The sequence below is a fragment of the Paenibacillus sp. TSM33 genome, assembly GCF_056099025.1.
This window is the reverse complement of the sequence record NZ_JBLZXB010000010.1, coordinates 317491-335537: the sequence shown is the minus strand read 5'-3', so window position 1 is coordinate 335537 and position 18047 is coordinate 317491. Positions and strand designations below refer to the sequence as shown.

Below are 18047 nucleotides of genomic sequence, written 5' to 3'. Positions count from 1 at the left end.
TTCTGTTCATTCCATTATTACCCTCTAAATTAGAAAAGTCTACCGTAAACCATAGCCTTTCACCGTGGAACAACCACGAAGAAGCTGATATAATCGAATGGAATGGAGATGATGACATGGCTAAAAAGAGAAATTCGTCTTTCCCTACTCCTGCGGCTCAGGACAAGCCTGCTACGTTAAAGGATCTGTTGAGTCAGGACGTGCTGAACAAGCTTAAGGCTCAAGCCAATGAAGCACAAGCAGAACAGGACAAACGTAAAGAAGACGAACGGCAACGTGCCCTTGAAGCAAAAAAAGCTGAACAAAAGAAGCTAGACAACAACTTTGAACACCTGTTGAATAACAGCGATTTGGACTGGCACAAATATAAATAAGCCAAAACCATTGCGGTTTTGGCCTATCTTTACACTTTATGTTATAGCCAGTCACGAATATGTTGTACTGAGTACAGCACTCCTACCCAAACCGGCAGACTGAACGCCATACCCCATATGAGACCTTTAGCCAGCTTTTTGTCTACCTCCATCATGATCCTGCCCCTTTCCTTGGGAATAGCAGCAGTATGGGTCAAGAATACGGCTTTCAAACCCGTATTTCCTTATCCCCAACAAAAAAGGTATGATAGTAAATGGAAAAGTGTTCTGCGCTGTCCCCAAACTATAAATTAGGATGTTACACCATCCAACCTTTCAGGAGGAATATCAATGAACCGAAAATCGATACGCCCATGGTACACATTGTGCCTGCTGGCCATCATGCTCGTGCTGGTTGCCGGATGTGGCACAAAAGCCACCGATGTGGAAGCTGCAAGCCGGACAAGCACCACAACTCCCGCTGCAACTAAAGACAAAAGCAAGGCTGTTTCACATCCAGTTGTCACGATTGTCATGAACGATGGCAAGAAAATCAAGCTTGAGCTGTATCCGGAAGTAGCACCGAACACGGTTAACAATTTCATCTCCTTGGTGCAAAAGGGAGCTTATAACGGTACCATTTTCCACCGCGTCATCCCAGGCTTTATGATTCAGGGTGGTGATCCGCAAGGTAACGGTACAGGTGGCCCAGGCTACAGTATCAAAGGGGAATTCAAGAGTAACGGCGTTAACAATACACTCAAACATACACGTGGCGTATTATCCATGGCCCGCTCAGCGGATCTGGATTCAGCCGGATCGCAATTTTTTATCATGGTTGCCGATGCGGACTACCTCGACGGTCAGTATGCCGCTTTCGGTAAAGTAACGTCTGGAATGGACGTGGTCGACGCTATCGTCAACTCCAAGCGGGATAGCAATGACAAACCCATCAAACCGGCTACGATGAAAAAAGTTACTGTTGATACGCTGGGTAAAAAATATCCAGAACCTGTAAAAGTAAAATAATCCATCTTTCAAAACGGGATAACCGCAACGACCTTATGCATAGGCATGAGGTCGTTTTTGCTTATCCCCTGATGCTTTCTAAGCTGCTGTCTCTAGGATGTAGTAAGAGTATATACACAAAAGGAAGCGTTTTCAATCATTATTTTTAAAGTTTTTTTCTGTTACATGGGCTGTTAGCATTCGACAAAAAGTTACCTGATACGCAGTAAAGTCCTCTAATTGGATTTGGTCTCGACTGAGCGGATGCCTTCCATCTCTTGCAGCAGTGACAACAATTCCTCTACTCCCTCAGACCGGGACAGCTTTAGAAGCATATGAACCATCAACTGCTCACCGTTATTGATGCGCTCGGCGTGAAAGCTGTGAATGGTCAGCTTTTTGTTTTCCAGCAGTTCTTTAATTTGATTCAGTACGCCCGGCTCATTTTCAACCTGAACTACCACTTGCCGTGTGGACGGGGTAGCCATCTGATAAAAACGACTATGGAGCAAAGACTGAGCCGCCAAAATAAACAGCGTTACACCCGCGCCAAGCCCATACATTCCTGCACCGACAGCAATACCAATGCCAGCTGTAGTCCAGATGCCCGCAGCGGTGGTAAGCCCTTTGATTCTATTTTTTTGTGTAAAAATCATTCCTGCGCCGATAAAGCCGACTCCACTTATAACCTGCGCTGCTATTCTGGAAGGGTCCAGCGACAGGTTAGACCATACAGTCTGATCCTGAAAACCATATTTGGATACCACCATCATAAGCGACGCCCCGATCCCGACAATGAAATGCGTGCGAATGCCAGCCTCCTTCATTCGACTTTTACGTTCATAGCCGATTAATGCGCCGCACAATCCGGCAAACATGACCCGAATCAGGTAATCCCAATCCCACATACCTTTTTCACTCCACTATTGTTGATGTTATGAAAAGATGTTGCCTTAATATATAATTCATGATGCTCCGGCAAATGAGCCGTTATACAGCTGTTAGTTTGTTATTACCCAAATTTTAAGGAACCTTCACTTCATGTTCGGGAAGATTGCGATGTGCCTTTCTTCCCTTGAGTAGCCACAGCTCTGGTGTATCCTGCACACCGTCTATACGCATACTAAATGCCATTGATGGTAAATTGCGTACACGGAGCAATAGGCGGTTTCCGTCTGCTGCTGCATCTACAAGCTCTAGCAGTGTTCGTGAAACCTTTGCTGGCTTGCGATTTAAAGCGCGAGTTGAATCTGCGTTGTCCTCCCGGCTCCAAATACGCAGCTCATCTAAAGACGGCGTAGCAATTCGCTTATTGAAAGAAATAATCACCTCATCTTCGGCGGAACGCTCCGCCTTAAGAGGTACGGGAGGCTCATCGTACATGTAGCCTCCCAAATGGTATTCATAGGCAGTCCAGGCGTTGTAGCCGCCCTCCAGGGCGGTAGCCCCGAATTGCCGCGTCCACTCGCGGTCCCGAACCATCCGCGCGAGCGAACCGATATCTGCCTGCACTCCGAGGGGCAAGCCTGGATAAGCGGCGCGTGTGGACTGCGCGATGCGAGCATAGCCGCGAATATACTGTGGCGGCAGGCGGCGGCGCATCCAGTCCGGCCAATGGGTCTGGAGTACGTGCATATCCGGGGCTACGCTCCCGATCATGGCTACCGCGTCCAGCCCCTGCCATTCCCGTAGCTGGCCGAGGACATCGCCGCGTCCGCTCACAGCAAGCGACCAGGTCGCCACGCAGATGTCCGGCCGGACATCACGCACACCGCCTGTGCCGTTCACCAGCTCACAAATGAGCCCATTCACGGCGTCCACGCGCAGATCGACCCACTGCGCGTACAGCTTCGGGACCTTCCGGTAGTAATTCTGCGCATGCTTATCACGAAAATTTGGAATATCCTCACCGTAGCGCGCGCGGAAGGCACGCTGTGCATGCGGCCCAATATCCCCGTACACTCCACTGCGCAGCCCGTTCCATTCGGGGAAATAAGGCTCCGCCACCTCAAAGCCATCAAACGGAATATCGGTGACGAGCCGGGCAGCGGCTTTCTTTTTCCATTCCACATATTCCTGGGCAAAATGCGAAAGCCGCTGAAAACCGTCATTGGGCTCGCGCAGCAGCTCCATGCGCCATTCCTTCCACGCTGGCGGCAGCTGGGACACACCGAATGAACCGTTGCCCAGCACCATCGCCCACACCGCGATGCCTCTACGCTGAAAAGCAGCAACAAGCGCTCCGTCCACTTCATTTTCACGCACGACAAAATAATGCACGGTCTGGTAGCCCGCAAGGGCGATCTCATCCGCTATGCTATCCCGTGACCGATTGGCGTAATAGGGAAACAACGGATCAATTTGAATACTGGGACCAGATAGAGCCCATGGTTTTATTTTTCCGATTCGTGTTATAGAGTCTGACGATCCGGGTCGGTCATTTCTTTTATTATCCAATTCGATCCACCTCCGTCACTCGCGTCCTCTCCGATCCTTGCTCAGAATCTACAGGTTTGGGCTATAAGTTCCTACTGGTTCGCCTATGTTACCATATTTCGCAAATGGGATGAAATACAGCTGTTACTGTTTCACCATTAGCGTTCAGAGGTATTGGAATAACGAGTCAGGTTTAGCTTATGAACGGAATGGGAGGAATAGTCAATGGCAGAGCAGAGATTGCAAGGAAAGATAGCAGTGGTCAGCGGCGGCGGTTCAGGAATCGGTAAAGCAACCGCCATTCGTTTTGCAGAACAAGGCGCCAAGGTAGTCATGCTGGATCGGACACCTGAGCATGCAGAGGAGACCAAAGCAATCATTGAGCAGGCAGGCGGTGAAGCACTTGTGCTGGAATGTGATATTGCCAAGCCAGACATGATTCAGCAGGGGTTCGCTAAAGTCGCGGAAACATACGGAAAGCTGGATATCGTGTTCGCCAACGCAGGCATTAATGGCACCATGACCCCTATCGAGACCATGGAGCTGGAGGAATGGGACCGCACGATGAACATTAACCTACGCGGCACCTTCGCCACCGTTAAATATGCTGTTCCATACCTGAAAGAACACGGCGGCAGCATTATCATCACCAGCTCCATCAACGGTAACCGAACCTTTTCGGGTATTGGGTTCTCAGCTTACGCCTCCACCAAGGCGGCTCAGGTTGCTTTTATGAAAATGGCAGCACTGGAGCTGGCACGTTACAAAATCCGAGTCAACGCGATATGCCCAGGAGCTATCGACACGAAAATTAATGATAACACGTACCCTACCGAAGACTTGAAGAAGGTACAAATCCCAGTCGAATTTCCGAAGGGCGGAGAGCATCCGCTGGAGGATGCTCCCGGTGAGCCAGAGCAGGTCGCCAATCTGGTCCTGTTTCTCGCCTCAGATGAATCATCTCATGTATCGGGTACAGAGATCTATGTAGACGGAGCAGAATCGCTGCTGCGTTAAGCATAAAGGGGATCGTTGTCCCCGTATAAGCTACTGCTCAGGCATTCTTAGCAGCCTTATCCCAAGTCATCATTAGTGGAAAAGGCTGCTTTTGCATGGCTTTACAACCATTTTATAGCGCCCTGTCAGCACCATGCACATCTCCTCTGCGAAGGCGGACACACAACCTGCCTCCTGGCAGCACCTCAAACAACAGCATCAGAAGAGAAAAGAATAGCAGCGCGATGACCTCTTCTGCCAAAATATAAACAGGGTAGGGTCCCAAAACATCCAATATCGATGGTGTCGACGGCTTTCCGGTCAAAAACATGTAGTTGGCACCGAGCGCACGGTCTACAATCCACACCATCAACGCCAAGCCATTGAGAAATAGCATAACTCCTCCTACACTCTTCCATGTCGGTCGGAGTCCTGCGATCCAGGTCATATATAGGGCAGCCAAAATAATAGCACTATGAGCTACAAAAAAATGGATAAAACGATAGTGTGGAAAGGCATAAGCCAAATTAGGGGTGAGTACTGCTTGGAGTGCTCCCCCAATTCCGGCAAACAGGACCACCGGATATAACCAGCGGTTGCGGAACATAAGCATCAGGATGGACAACAGCAGTGTCACACTGCACAGCTCTAAGGGCAATGATGTCTGGACATCCCAAATATGCTGTGCCACATACCATATATTCAAAGTCAGCTCTGAGAGAATGAGGATTGTAATTAATAACCAACGAATTCCCTCACTTACAGGCTTATTCGACCGAATCCATCCCCGAGTCAGCCACAGCAGCAAAGCGCATACCATGAGCCCCAGTATAGCCAACCCATGTGACGGACTAAAAGCTTCAAACCCTTCCGGTGCGTACGCATCGAACCAAGACCCTGACCATAGCCAGTCCATTGGAAGCCCCCTTCGATTTCTTTCTCTCTTTGCACCTTCTATTTTATACCAAATAGCCGAATATGTTCTAGCCATCTTTCTTGCTTGTTCAATACCTTAACCTTTATGATAAAAGATATTATATTCAAAGGAGAACACTCATGCCGATTAATCGCCGATTAATTACAGATCAGGATTTCAGCGAGGCACTGGAACGCCATCTTCGTATCCGGGTATTTCAAGATGACCAATTGATTGGCTCAGGCGGCACTATAATCCGTTTTGACGATCAGACCATCGTTGTGCAGTCTAGCGTCAGTGACCTGGCTTACCATCCCAGAAAACAATGTGAGTTTTTTGAAATTAAAAAATAGCCACCACACACCGGAGAACCATTTTGTTTCGTTTTCCGGTGTGTAGCAGCTACGTTTTATGGATATGCATCATGTCTCACATGACGTTTTTAGTTATAGTTGATTCCACGTGTTTTCATCATGAGTTTATTCGTAAGCACTTTCAAGTCCTCGGAAGAGGATGAGATTTCCTGCATAATAGCCGTCTCCTCATGAGCAGCCGTATAAATTTTGTGAGCACCTTCAGAGAACGCCCCTGACATTTGCTGGATACGATGAATCTGCTCAAAGGTTTGATCCACCCGATTCGTCTGCTCTGTTACGGCTTCTTCCATGGTGCGAATGCTTTCGACAAATTCACGTACAATAGCGTTCAAACGGTTCAGCGTCTGATCGACAGAGCTTGTCCGTTCCGCCTCAGCACTGACCAAAGACGTTTGCTGATGCATCAACTCCACGGTCTCTACGATTTGTGACTGTACACGGCTAACGATCGCATTAATTTGCTGTACAGACTCCGTACTTTGGGCGGCAAGTGCACGAATTTGGTGCGCCACTACAGCAAAGCCGTTCCCTTCTTCTCCCGCACGTGCCGCTTCTATAGAAGCATTCAGCGCCAACAGATGGGTCTGTTCGGCAATATCCTTCACCGTGCTTGTAATCGCTTCAATTTGTGAAGCTTCTTTTTCCAGTCGTGCAATCACCTGCTGTGAACGACTATGTGAAGCTGTCAGCTCACCCATGCCATCCATCAGGGATGAAAATACAGTCTGTGTCGAATCCACCGAATGCTCCATATGGCCTGACAGTTCAAGCATATGCCCCGATTTGCTACGCATCATTTTAAAATCGCCTAGCATTCGATCCGCTGTTTTAATAGATTGGGCAGAAGCTTGCTTTTGCTGCTCCACGCCATCCAAAATATCTTCTACCACCGTAGACATGGACTCGATTTGCGCTGTAGCCTGCACAATAGCCAAGCTCAGATTTTCTGCACTTTGCGAAGTTGTTCTGGTGCTATACGAGATTTCATTGAACATATCTTTAATGTTCAGCATCAGATGCCGAAATGCATCGTACAACACTTTGATTTCATCATCTGAACGACGCTCTGGAATGACGACAGACAAGTTGCCCGCCGAAGCTTCCTCTGCCGCCTTGGCCAACCTAACAATCGGCCGTGTAAGTAATTTTGAGATCAACCAGCCCAAAATGCCACTCCACAGGACACCCAATAACAAAATGATCGAGGTGTATACCCATTCCTGTGTACCATGAGCAAGCCAGTCCTTGAGTACAAAAATAAAAAAAGCGCTTGTTCCATAGGTTATTGCTGAAATTGAGACAAATGCAGTAACCATTTTCGTACCTAGTGACATCTTCATGTACTGTAGCCCACCCCAAAAAACTCAAATTTGATTCCATTTTACCATAAAATTGCTACATTTCTAGTAGTATTTTTCACAGACACTTATATTTATAAGCATAAAGATGCAGATCCTTAAGTCCCCTGACCTAACTACAAAAACAATATGCTATTCAGGCAGCAAACTACATCAAAAAAGCGGACGAATCGCGCTGCCGCTTACGTTGCAGGCCATTCGCCACATTTGAAGCGATCTATTGCTTCGCCATGCCATTTTCCATCATTGAGAATAACTGTCATCCTTCTGTTCAACAATCGCCTTTTTAACCGCTTCAATCGTGTCTATTTGGTGACTGTTTTTTTCCAGTACAGTAAACTCCCATAATCCGCTGGTCAGCTTGTCTCCTTGTTGGATATCAAAACGTTCGGAAAGCATCCAACCGCCAATCGTATATACGTCCCCGACCTCAATATCTGTCTCCAAGCGCCGATTGACCTCATGGATAAGCGCCTGTGATTTGAGTATGTAACGATGATCATCTGTTTTTGTTATGAGTGGTGTTAGCGCTGCGGGGGTTTCGGTATCCGTATAGGAAGGAATGTCTCCAACAATCTCCTCCATAATGTCCTCCAGGGTGACAAGCCCAGATGTTCCACCATATTCATCCACCAGCACCGCTACTGGAATACGTCGTTTTTGCATCTGAATCAGCAGATCCCGAGCCTGAACCGTCTCAATCACCTGAAGCACCGGATGAATGTAAGAAGCCATCGTTGTATTCCCTGTGCTATGCCCACGGGCCAAATCATGCAGAGCTTCCTTCACACGAATCATCCCGATAATACGATCCCGGTCCCCATGTTCAGCTACAGGTAGAAAATTATAAACTTTGTCCTCGATCAGCTCCATAAACTCGGCTACCGTTGCCTGGTGAGATATAGAACGGATGTGGATGCGCGGTACCATAATTTCCTGTGCCGCACGGTCGTCAAAATCAAATACATTGTTCAGGTATCGATATTCTGTCGGTGTAATTTCACCACTACGAAACCCTTCAGATAACGCCAGTCGAAGCTCGGCTTCACTGAGTGCTGCATCTTCTTCAGATACTTTTTTTAGCCCAAAAAGCCCCGTAATGACACGTGAAGAACGACTGAGCACCCAATTCAGAGGATACGTTATTTTATAGAATACCGTAATCGGACGGGCAAAAAACAATGCCATCGGTTCGGCAATTTGTATAGCGAAGGTTTTGGGTACCAGTTCCCCCACGACCACCTCGAAATAGGTCAAAATCAGAAAAGCCAGCAAAAAGGAGAGTACTCCCGTTAGTCCAGCCGGAATATGCGCCAACACAAACAGGGGATGTAGCAGCTTCTCAACTGTAGATTCCCCTAACCAGCCTAGCGCCATTGAAGTTAATGTGGTTCCGAGCTGACAAGCGGATAAGTACTCGTCAAGCCGAGACAGAATATTTTTAACGGCTTTCGCGTTTTTGTTGCCCTCTGAGGCCAATTGATTGATACGAGATACCCGAACACGGATAATGGAATACTCTGAGGCCACAAAAAAAGCTGTTAAGGTGATAAGTAAAATAACTAGAATGATATTTATCGTTTCCATAGCCCTCTCTTGCTCCGTTGATGACGAAGCAAGAAGCACCCCCTTTGACATTCATTTTTGGTTGGAACCATAACATAAGTAATGATGTCCATAATCGTGTATTACCCAAAAATGACAAGGAATAGACTATGTATGACTTTGTTAACGAATCGCCAACGGACTCTTTTGTACGATATCTATCCATTGATCAGCTATTAACTGGTGCCCGACCGCTGTCGGATGAACCCCGTCATGCAGCCAATAGGAAGCGTCCGCCTTGGTAGCGGCCTCGTTCAACATGCTCTGGAGCGGCACAAATACGGCCCCATATTTGTCGGCAAGTTGACGCACAATACGCTGGTAGCCCGTTATTTTTTCTTGCCAAATGTCCCAGCGCGCCTCGGTAGCTCCTGTTTTCAAAATAAACGGCTCACACAGCACCAGCCCGGTATCAGGCATCACTTCACGCGTCTCCTCCAGCAGGTGGCAATAGGCTCGTTCAAATCGGTCCGTCACCCCGGACGGCTCCTGCTCTACGATCCGCCAGGCATCGTTCACTCCGATTAGAATACTGAGCAGGTTCGGCTGTAGGCTAAACGTGTCTTCATTCCAACGTGCATACAAATCCGAAACCCGATCCCCCGAAACACCCCGGTTTACAAATTCCGGCTGTGTAGCAGCCAGTCGACTCCCGAGTGCTCCAGCGATCAGATACACATAGCTCTGACCCAGCCAATGGTTCGCGTCCTCATTCCGTCCCCTTCCTCCGTCTGTAATGGAATCTCCTTGAAAAAGAATACGTGTGTGTCCTGTATTCGGCATTTTCCATTGTCCCCCTTCACAATTTCCAATAATACCCTTATCATACCTCGTATTCTCCGAATTGGAAAGCGGTTTCATAATTTGAGAGAGTTATAGCCATTATGCAGGTGGATGGTGCTTCCCACCGTTGTCGGTTGTGCAGCACCATTCCACCTACTCCGTTTTGATGTTAATTTTTCGATTTCAGACCGCTCGGTACTTACACACCTCACGAAAATTACAGCCTCCGCATACTCTGCGTGAAGGCATCGGTGTGAAGAAAGACTCGGGCTTGGGTCGATTATAGTAATCATCATCGAGGCAGGACTTCATTTCCTCGATGTAACGTCCTACATTGCCAACTACCTTGTCGATATCCTCTGGTGTAGGACGATATACTTCATGCTCACCTGTCATCAAATACTCTACACGCACCTCAATCTTCTCCAAAGGAAGCTGATAATACTCCTGCACATAGGAAGCATACAAAAATAACTGGTCGGAGAAGTCGCCTTCCTTACCTGTTTTCCAATCTACAATAACCATATCTCCGTTGTCTCTGCGATAGAGCAAATCCATTTTGACATATACTTTTGTCTCATGTAGGAGCATCGTATCCCACTTTTCCACCTCAACGATTCGAGCCTGGCCCTGTTGCAGCTCACGCCAAACCGCGGTACGGTACAAATTGTGTACCACCGCGTGCTGTCGCTCCTTAATCCGGGCAATCCGTTCCGGAAGCACTTCATCATCGTAATAAATCTCTGCTAGCATGACCCGATTTTTGGGATCTTGCAGCCATAGCTCACGGTGCAACGATTCCTTGTAGCAGTCATTCAACATGTTCTTCATAGCGGTCTCCAGAAATGCTGTGCGCGGGACAGCCCCTTTTTCCATCCACCCGCGTATGACCGATTCACACATTTGGTGCGTAATATTCCCGAATAAAATATATAAGTTGCTCAGTTGCTTAAGCCGATACAACGTAACTTGCTCTTCAGTGCCCTGTGCCGAATTCCAGCCGTTATGCGAGCCGTAATAATGATAATAGTATTTACGTAAGCATTCGTCGAACGTTTGGGCCCTCGATTGTGAATAGGACCAGGACGGATATATTGCCATGACAGGCCCTCCTTCATTAGAACTTCCATCTCTCTATTATAACGCATGTCTAAGCTGTATCGGCCATAAAAAGAACAAAGACTTTAACCCATAGGTTAAAGTCTTCGACTGACTAGTTAGTACACTCGCTACGAGTCGGTTCAGCATTGATCAATTCGCTTACATTAACAGCACCATCCTCACGGACGTTGACGACGAGTACTGGAGTTCCCAGCATTCCGCTGATCCACTCCTTGTAATCATCCACATGATCATTGGGAAGAATCGTCAAGATCACACCAGCAAAGCCGCCACCGTGTACCCTGCATGCGCTATCATCAATTGATTTTAAATACATTTCGGTTAAAGCTAGTGCAACCGATACGTCTTGTTCCCGATCAATCCCACTTCTATATACGTTTTGCAGCCATTTCCAGGAAGAATTACCAGACTCGGTGACCAGCCTTAAGAAATCAGAAAAGCGCCCTTCCTCCAGCGATTTTACCTGCTCATCCACACGCTTATTTTCTTCAAAAAAATGCAAAGCACGAAGTACTGCCCGATCCCCAGCTTTTTCCCTGACCATCTTGAGATTGGCATACAGATTCTCAGGCGATAAGTCACGGCAAACAGAAGCGCCCAAAGACTGAGCCACAGCACGCATTTCGTTCGGCACTGCTGCGTAATCATCGGTTAAATCAGCGTGATTTCCACCTGTATTTACAATAACCAGGGAATAGCCGTTTTGTTCAAAATTCCAATGGACTGGATTGATGATTGGTTCCTTCGGATTTTCAAAATCAATGGAAATCAAGCCGCCATAGGCACAAGCCATCTGATCGAGCAGTCCTGAAGGCTTATTCCAATAAACGTTCTCAGCATACTGACCAATTTTGGATTTAGCAACAGTATCTAACGCTCCCTCGTTATAAAAATGATTTAATATTGTGCATATCAACATTTCAAACGAAGCGGAAGAGCTTAATCCTGAAGCAGAGAATACATTACTCGATATATAAGCCTGAAATCCTCCAACGCGATACCCGAATTCAAGCAAACCAGCTGCAATGCCACGGATCAGCAGTATCGTACCGTCATCCTCCGGTTTTGGCGCCAAGTCGTTTAAATCAATGACATATTTCGTTTGGTAGCCCTCAGAAAAGAAGGTTATAACGGATTCATCTACTTTAGCAGCTACAGCGATCGTATCAAGTGTAATACTGCCTGCCAGCACCTTCCCATGGTTGTGGTCTGTATGGTTCCCTCCAATTTCGCATCGTCCTGGAGCACTAAATAGTTCAATATCCCCTACACCAAAATGCTCCTGATACGCCTGTATAAGTGATTGATATCGAGAGGTTTGCTCGGAAACTTGTTGTTGACCGTACATTCGAGCAAGCACCATCTGTCCCTCGCTGGAATTCAATAGCTCCATATCTTTCATCGTATATCCCCCTACTTGTATGTGTTTTCCACACAGAATGATGATTTAATTATCTCAATTTTCCCTGTGAAAAAGTATGGCACAATTTTAATCTGTAAGCGCTTATTTTAATCGCTTTTATGAGCATTTTACCAATATAACTAGAAAAGAACCAGCCCCTAATCCGGGCTGGTTCTTGTATTTATACCTGATTCATTCCATGCACTAACCGTTAAAAAGAAGAAAGGTGTACCTTGATTTCTTTCTTAATCGCGTTTCAGTACATATTCTCCAGCATTGTTACGAGTTACAGTAGCGCCAAGTGCCTCTGCAACAGATTTGAAAGGGACATACAATGTGCCATATTCATCCGTGTATGGAGCTTGTGGCAACGTCAATGTGCTTCCTTCCAGTACAGCCTGCTTGGAGCCGCTTTTCAGCTTAATCGTTTTACCAGTAATATCATCAATTACAGTTGTTTGTTTGGCAGCTGCATCCCATTTTAATTCCGAGCTCAATTCGCCTGTCAGTTCACGCAATGGGATGAAGGCCGTACCTCCACGATTCTCCAAAACGTAGTAATCGTCTTTAGGATCGAAAGTGGTTTCTACTTTTGTAATTTCCAAATCATTTTTTAAAATATTGTAGATCGGAGAATTTGCTTCAAAATTGCGCAGCGTCGCTCCCGGAGTTAATTCAGCTTGTGAATTCAAGTCAATAACGCCGTTAGAAAGATCTACTTTATCGGCCGTTACACTACCATTGACGTTCCAGGCTTGAGTCTCAGTCAGAATAGTAAAGGACTTCACCGGAAGATCGTCCACATCTGGCAACGCGACTGTCAAGTCTGTCAGTGCTTTGCGAACATTTCCTTTTTCATCAAAATACATGTCGTTTTTCAGCACCGTGTTGGCACTCAGGACTGTTTTGATTTCAGGTGCCTGTGTATACATAGTGCTGACGCCTACATCATACTGTGCCACAGCCAGGTCCAAATACTTTTTAACCTCAGTGTAAGCCTCGTTGACCAGCTTTTCTTTGTTTTCATTCAGTTCTGTTGTTACTTTATCACTACCCTCAATAGCTACGCCGGAAGCGATGGTTTTAGTCACATCAATAGCTTGACCGATCAATTCTTTTAAGCCAGCTTCATCCTTGGCCAGATTTGTCAGGAACGGTTTTACCAATGCAACCAGTTCATCACCGCGCAGTTCTGTATGGAGACGGGTCAGTTTCACCTTGTCTTTTTCACCGTATACTTCTTCGGTTACAGATGTTGCAGAAATGGTCGAAGGGTTAGGAGCATGCTTGAGCATAAGTGCAGCGGCTGTTTTGGTCAGATCTCTTACGTCTTTGGAATATACATACGGATCAAACCCAGCAGGCAGACCGCTCAAACCCTCTTGCGAGTTCAAAGATATGTAATAAGGTTTTTTGGCACCTTCCAGGTGAATAGCCATACCTTGGCGATCCAAAGCAAGCTCAAATGGCAAATTATACTTATCAATATGCAAAGTACCCTTGGCGGAAGCAACTTCCTCCGATTGTACCTTGGCTTCATCTACAGTCACCGAAATCGAATTAATCAAATCTACGATTTGTTGATCTCCTTGCGTGATTCCTTCTTTTGGAGTTAATTTAAGAGAAATCTTCTCCGTTGTCTGCTGGGATTTCACATCAAGTGTTCCCAACAAATTTTTACTTACATCAAATCCGCCTACTGCCTGGCAACCTGTCAAAGCTACCATTAACAGAATAAGAGGGACGGCAATCCATTTTTTTATGTTCATATTAATCCCCTTTCAAGATATTTCCGTAATCTCTTCTATTATCTCAGTGTTAATACGCATTGTAAATGAGTAGAATGGAAAATAGAGCTAGTCATTTAGGATCAATTTTCAGCCTGAAGCATCCGGTAAGCCAGAAGTGCCATTTCCAGACAGCGACGTTTGTAAGAATCTGACAAACTACCTTCTACAATTTCGTTAATTTTATCCAGCCGATTATAAAGAGTCTGTCTGTGAATATACAAAATTCCGGCGGTATCACGTTTGGAGCCATGGCATTGAAAGTAGGCATCCAGCGTATCCAGAAGTTGCATATGATGCTCACGATCATGCGCAATCAACTCACCCAAATGGTCCTGTACAAATTCTTGTAGAAAAGGAATGCGAGGCACTGCTTTCAACAATTGATAGATTCCGATGCTGTCGTAAAATAGCCGCTCCTTCATGACCGGGACGCTTCGCGCGACTTCAATGACCTGATATGCTTCTTCAAAACTGCGGTCCGTCTCTGTCATGCGGTGCCTTACCTTACCAAAGCCTGCATGAATGCGCACTTTATCAAGCTGTCCTGCGGCATAGTTCTGAATATATTGGACCGTATGGGCCAGCACTTTTTTCATCTGCGCTTCGGAACGCAGCGTTAATTCCTCCTTGGCACAAAGGATGTAGCATTGACTTCCCTTCATCATCAACAGATTGTGCAACGCTTCTTTTTTCAACAGAGAACGAAGCAGCACTAATACATCCTGATTAATGGATTCCTTGCGCACCTGACTTGCGTCCTTGTCCTGATGCTCTACTTCGATGACTCCTGCCCAAAATAAATACCGACCCTTCGTTAACAAACGCAGTCCCATCCGGGTCTGGGCCTGTTCTTCATTGGGAAGCTGGCCGTTCAATACATCCTGAATCAGTTCATTTTGATTACGTAGCAATCGGTCTTCAAGAAACTGTGTTCTTAGTACCAATGTAGCGGCCGCCTTGGCTGTGTAATCAATGAGTAGCGACATTTCTTCCGTCGGCACTTCATTATGCAGTACCACACCTACAGCGGAAAACACCTGACCGAAGCATACAACTGGCTGAAACAAGACGGCAGTGGATTCATTCATGTGAAACAGCAGGTGCCCTTCCCGATCGGCAGTCATACTTGATTCCACTTCATTGGCATAAAAATCTGCAATATGGTCCGCCACATCCGGCTGGACGGAGGGCACGAATCGGTTGGTATCAATGGAGGACATGTAGATGACCTGCCGGGCAGCATAGTCATGAAGCACACGCAAGAGGGCGTTCATATCGGTGCTACGTAGGGTTTCCTGCTGAAGCTGACGTGAAAATCGCTCCAGATCTTTTAATAGTTCATGATGTCGGTTAATAAGTAGGGAGTGAATATCTTGTGTAATTTCAACAAAACGCACCGGCTGCTCAAATACGATGACCGGGAAGTGATGCCGTTCCGCCAGCTCCAGTATTTCAGAGGGGATCTCATGGATGCTCGTGCCCAGCTCCACACACAATCCTGCGGCTTCCGAGCGGATCAGCTGCTCCATATACTCGGCGCGCTCTTCCCCCTTCCGGATTAACCACAGGCCGGTCGTCAAAATCAGGTCATGACGGCTCACAAAGGGGGATACATTTGTGATTTCTAACACATGAACCCAACCCACACGGCGATTTACGCCCTGTTCCCCCGCTGCCAGCTTCGCCCGCCGGAAAACAGGACGTTCCAGCACATCCGCAATGGTAAATGTTTTTTTACCTTTCATCGGCATTCTCCCTATGTGTATGTCTTTATGTCATTTTATATGACATATATTCATCAAAAAGTCGAGCCTTTAAGTCAGATAATCCGACAAAATGTATGATGCGAAGGAGTCTCCTCCCTTGTAAACTGTACCTAATCTAACATGAATTGCATTTATCGGCTTGAGTCCATGTAACTAATCAGCAAGCTGCATACAAATGATAGTGCAATTTTCTAAGCTCGTTTGGTCGCATCCAACAGTAAACCATAGCAGGGATAGCTGCCCTAAAAACAATCATTTGCCGTTGGATAACACGATCAACAAACATTGATTCTGCAGCATAGCTGCTCTAAAAAACAATCATTTGCCGTTGGATAACAATTATTTTTAGGAGAGGTGAGACGAATGAAAATTGGGATTCCAAAAGAGATTAAAAACAACGAAAATCGTGTCGCTCTGACACCTGCGGGTGCTGCTCAAATGATTCAACACGGACATCAAGTGTTTGTAGAAAGCCATGCAGGGGTTGAAAGCGGCTTTACAGACGGAGATTATGCCACTGCAGGTGCGATCCTTGTTCAGCAAGCCGCAGATGTGTGGTCCCAGGCGGATCTGATTATCAAAGTAAAAGAGCCACTCCCCTCTGAATACGGGTATTTTCGACCAGGTTTGATTTTGTTCACCTATCTGCATCTGGCTGCCGAGCCCGCACTGGCCCGGGCTTTAACAGACAACGGCGTGGCCGCCATTTCCTATGAAACGCTAAATGTGGAAGGAAGCCTACCGTTGCTTACCCCTATGAGCGAGGTTGCAGGCCGAATGGCTGTACAAATCGGAGCACAGCTGTTGGAAAAACCAAAAGGCGGGAAAGGCATCCTTCTGGCAGGTGTGCCGGGGGTCAAACGCGGTAAAGTAACTATTATTGGTGGAGGGGTGGTCGGCACCAATGCTGCCAAGGTCGCTATCGGTCTTGGAGCAGATGTTACACTGATCGATCTGAGCCTGCAAAGATTGCGCCAACTGGACGATATTTTTGGCAATCAGCTCCATACGCTGGTGTCCACCCCGTCCAACATTGCGGAAGCCGTGGCGCAAAGTGATTTGCTAATCGGCGCTGTCCTGATCACTGGTGCCAAAGCCCCGCGGCTCGTAACAGAGGCCATGGTGCAGACAATGCAACCCGGTTCAGTGATTGTCGATGTCGCCATTGACCAAGGTGGCATTGTTGAGACGATTGACCATATCACGACACACGATCAGCCAACCTATGTCAAGCATGGCGTCATTCACTATGCAGTAGCGAACATGCCTGGCGCGGTACCGCAAACCTCCACGCTCGCTCTGACGAACGCGACGCTCCCCTACGCTCTCCAACTTGCCGATCTTGGTGTGCAAGAGGCCCTTCGCAGAAGCAAGCCGCTGCTTAGCGGTGCAAATGTCCTGAATGGACATATCACCTACGAAGCGGTCGCCCGTGATCTAGGGTATCCTTATGTTCCCGTGGAACAGGCATGGCAGACCAAAACCTTACAATAGAAAAGTAGCAGCACAAAGAACCACACACTTTTTCCCGCAGGGGTTGAAGTGTATGGTTCTTTGTATGCTCACTGCATCTAACATATTTAATTGCATTTAGACGGCTTCTGACGAAAGAAACCCTTGGAGACGGCGATAAATATCCGTGATTTCTTCCAGCGACATGCGCACCAGTCCACTAGACGAAGGTGCCACAAATTCATGCATTTCGGGAATTAGTGGTTCAGGCTGAAATCCCCAATCCGCTTTGGATTTTTTACTATATTCGGTGTACACGCCTTTGCCGACAAAGCAAGCGACCTTGGGGCGGTATTCCATTAGCTTCGCATGCAGCTTCAGACGCCCTTCGGCGTATTCCTCACGGGTAATGTCCTCCACTCCCCTGGTGGGACGGGAAACAATGTTGGTAAAACCGTAGCCCAGCTTTAGCAGCTCCCGATCTTCCGATGGATCATACAAGCGAGGCGTCAAGCCAGCCCCCTCCAATATGCGCCAAAAGCGGTTGCGTGGATTAGCATAATGATGTCCTACCTCGCCTGATTTCAAGCTGGGATTAAAGCCGATAAATACAACGGATAATCCATAGTCGAGATGATCATCTACCTCGTGTAGTTCTGTCTCTGATTCTGTCATCGGGCTCC

The 18047-nt window shown here is 47.0% G+C and carries 16 protein-coding genes; 5 read left to right on the top strand and 11 right to left on the bottom strand.

The genetic code is table 11. The annotated features are described in order from the left end of the window. Positions 1–116: 116 nt before the first annotated feature. Entirely contained in the window at positions 117–374 is a 258-nt protein-coding gene (locus tag ACN6NF_RS05370) for a YqkE family protein (protein ID WP_474315837.1), read from the top strand. 330 nt (positions 375–704) lie between these two features. After that, positions 705–1382 carry a peptidylprolyl isomerase gene (locus ACN6NF_RS05365; protein WP_474315835.1) on the top strand — a complete coding sequence of 226 codons (678 nt, stop codon included), beginning with the start codon at positions 705–707 and terminating at the stop codon, positions 1380–1382. A 215-nt stretch (positions 1383–1597) separates the two neighbouring features. Here ACN6NF_RS05365 and ACN6NF_RS05360 read toward each other — a convergent pair whose 3' ends face one another. Further along, complete coding sequence (locus ACN6NF_RS05360; RefSeq protein ID WP_025678842.1) at positions 1598–2269, bottom strand: MgtC/SapB family protein; 672 nt, start codon at positions 2267–2269, stop codon at positions 1598–1600. 115 nt (positions 2270–2384) lie between these two features. Further along, entirely contained in the window at positions 2385–3818 is a 1434-nt protein-coding gene (locus tag ACN6NF_RS05355; protein ID WP_474315833.1) for an N-acyl-D-glucosamine 2-epimerase, read from the bottom strand. A gap of 204 nt (positions 3819–4022) precedes the next feature. On the opposite strand from ACN6NF_RS05355, the gene ACN6NF_RS05350 reads away from it, so the two are divergent. Further along, a complete protein-coding gene (locus ACN6NF_RS05350; RefSeq protein WP_474315830.1) occupies positions 4023–4814 on the top strand; it encodes an SDR family oxidoreductase in 792 nt (263 codons plus the stop codon). Between the two features lie 112 nt (positions 4815–4926). Here the strand turns inward: ACN6NF_RS05350 and ACN6NF_RS05345 are convergent, their stop codons facing one another. Beyond that, on the bottom strand, positions 4927–5709 hold the full coding sequence (locus ACN6NF_RS05345) for a YwaF family protein (RefSeq protein WP_474315829.1): 783 nt from the start codon (positions 5707–5709) through the stop codon (positions 4927–4929). Positions 5710–5849: 140 nt separating this feature from the next. Between ACN6NF_RS05345 and ACN6NF_RS05340 the strand changes: the two genes are divergently transcribed. Then, positions 5850–6062, top strand: coding sequence for a hypothetical protein (locus tag ACN6NF_RS05340; protein ID WP_025675499.1), 213 nt, complete (start codon positions 5850–5852; stop codon positions 6060–6062). Positions 6063–6151: 89 nt separating this feature from the next. Here the strand turns inward: ACN6NF_RS05340 and ACN6NF_RS05335 are convergent, their stop codons facing one another. The 7 genes from ACN6NF_RS05335 to ACN6NF_RS05305 form a co-directional block, all read right to left on the bottom strand. Continuing rightward, positions 6152–7426 carry a methyl-accepting chemotaxis protein gene (locus ACN6NF_RS05335; protein ID WP_025364187.1) on the bottom strand — a complete coding sequence of 425 codons (1275 nt, stop codon included), beginning with the start codon at positions 7424–7426 and terminating at the stop codon, positions 6152–6154. 261 nt (positions 7427–7687) lie between these two features. Next, positions 7688–9031 carry a hemolysin family protein gene (locus tag ACN6NF_RS05330; protein ID WP_474315826.1) on the bottom strand — a complete coding sequence of 448 codons (1344 nt, stop codon included), beginning with the start codon at positions 9029–9031 and terminating at the stop codon, positions 7688–7690. 141 nt (positions 9032–9172) lie between these two features. Further along, positions 9173–9832, bottom strand: coding sequence for an SGNH/GDSL hydrolase family protein (locus tag ACN6NF_RS05325; protein WP_474315823.1), 660 nt, complete (start codon positions 9830–9832; stop codon positions 9173–9175). Positions 9833–10015: 183 nt separating this feature from the next. Beyond that, the gene (locus ACN6NF_RS05320; protein WP_474315821.1) at positions 10016–10933 is read right to left on the bottom strand and encodes a PD-(D/E)XK nuclease family protein; all 918 of its coding nucleotides are present in this window, start codon (positions 10931–10933) and stop codon (positions 10016–10018) included. A gap of 112 nt (positions 10934–11045) precedes the next feature. Further along, positions 11046–12356, bottom strand: a complete 1311-nt coding sequence (locus ACN6NF_RS05315) for a galactokinase (RefSeq protein ID WP_474315819.1) — start codon at positions 12354–12356, stop codon at positions 11046–11048. Between the two features lie 245 nt (positions 12357–12601). Next, a complete protein-coding gene (locus ACN6NF_RS05310; RefSeq protein WP_474315818.1) occupies positions 12602–14125 on the bottom strand; it encodes a copper amine oxidase N-terminal domain-containing protein in 1524 nt (507 codons plus the stop codon). A 101-nt stretch (positions 14126–14226) separates the two neighbouring features. Then, positions 14227–15891, bottom strand: coding sequence for a PucR family transcriptional regulator (locus ACN6NF_RS05305; protein WP_474315816.1), 1665 nt, complete (start codon positions 15889–15891; stop codon positions 14227–14229). Between the two features lie 384 nt (positions 15892–16275). Between ACN6NF_RS05305 and ald the strand changes: the two genes are divergently transcribed. Next, positions 16276–17406 carry an alanine dehydrogenase gene (gene ald, locus ACN6NF_RS05300; RefSeq protein ID WP_474315815.1) on the top strand — a complete coding sequence of 377 codons (1131 nt, stop codon included), beginning with the start codon at positions 16276–16278 and terminating at the stop codon, positions 17404–17406. A gap of 96 nt (positions 17407–17502) precedes the next feature. On the opposite strand, the gene ACN6NF_RS05295 is transcribed toward ald, so the two are convergent. Continuing rightward, positions 17503–18039, bottom strand: coding sequence for a mismatch-specific DNA-glycosylase (locus ACN6NF_RS05295; RefSeq protein WP_474315812.1), 537 nt, complete (start codon positions 18037–18039; stop codon positions 17503–17505). Positions 18040–18047 lie beyond the last annotated feature (8 nt).

Coding starts and splice junctions, on each gene's coding strand:
- ACN6NF_RS05370 (WP_474315837.1), top strand. CDS start 117: ATGGCTAAAAAGAGAAATTCGTCTTTCCCTACTCCTGCGGCTCAGGAC.
- ACN6NF_RS05365 (WP_474315835.1), top strand. CDS start 705: ATGAACCGAAAATCGATACGCCCATGGTACACATTGTGCCTGCTGGCC.
- ACN6NF_RS05360 (WP_025678842.1), bottom strand. CDS start 2,269: ATGTGGGATTGGGATTACCTGATTCGGGTCATGTTTGCCGGATTGTGC.
- ACN6NF_RS05350 (WP_474315830.1), top strand. CDS start 4,023: ATGGCAGAGCAGAGATTGCAAGGAAAGATAGCAGTGGTCAGCGGCGGC.
- ACN6NF_RS05345 (WP_474315829.1), bottom strand. CDS start 5,709: ATGGACTGGCTATGGTCAGGGTCTTGGTTCGATGCGTACGCACCGGAA.
- ACN6NF_RS05340 (WP_025675499.1), top strand. CDS start 5,850: ATGCCGATTAATCGCCGATTAATTACAGATCAGGATTTCAGCGAGGCA.
- ACN6NF_RS05335 (WP_025364187.1), bottom strand. CDS start 7,426: ATGAAGATGTCACTAGGTACGAAAATGGTTACTGCATTTGTCTCAATT.
- ACN6NF_RS05330 (WP_474315826.1), bottom strand. CDS start 9,031: ATGGAAACGATAAATATCATTCTAGTTATTTTACTTATCACCTTAACA.
- ACN6NF_RS05325 (WP_474315823.1), bottom strand. CDS start 9,832: ATGCCGAATACAGGACACACACGTATTCTTTTTCAAGGAGATTCCATT.
- ACN6NF_RS05320 (WP_474315821.1), bottom strand. CDS start 10,933: ATGGCAATATATCCGTCCTGGTCCTATTCACAATCGAGGGCCCAAACG.
- ACN6NF_RS05315 (WP_474315819.1), bottom strand. CDS start 12,356: ATGAAAGATATGGAGCTATTGAATTCCAGCGAGGGACAGATGGTGCTT.
- ACN6NF_RS05310 (WP_474315818.1), bottom strand. CDS start 14,125: ATGAACATAAAAAAATGGATTGCCGTCCCTCTTATTCTGTTAATGGTA.
- ACN6NF_RS05305 (WP_474315816.1), bottom strand. CDS start 15,891: ATGAAAGGTAAAAAAACATTTACCATTGCGGATGTGCTGGAACGTCCT.
- ald (WP_474315815.1), top strand. CDS start 16,276: ATGAAAATTGGGATTCCAAAAGAGATTAAAAACAACGAAAATCGTGTC.
- ACN6NF_RS05295 (WP_474315812.1), bottom strand. CDS start 18,039: ATGACAGAATCAGAGACAGAACTACACGAGGTAGATGATCATCTCGAC.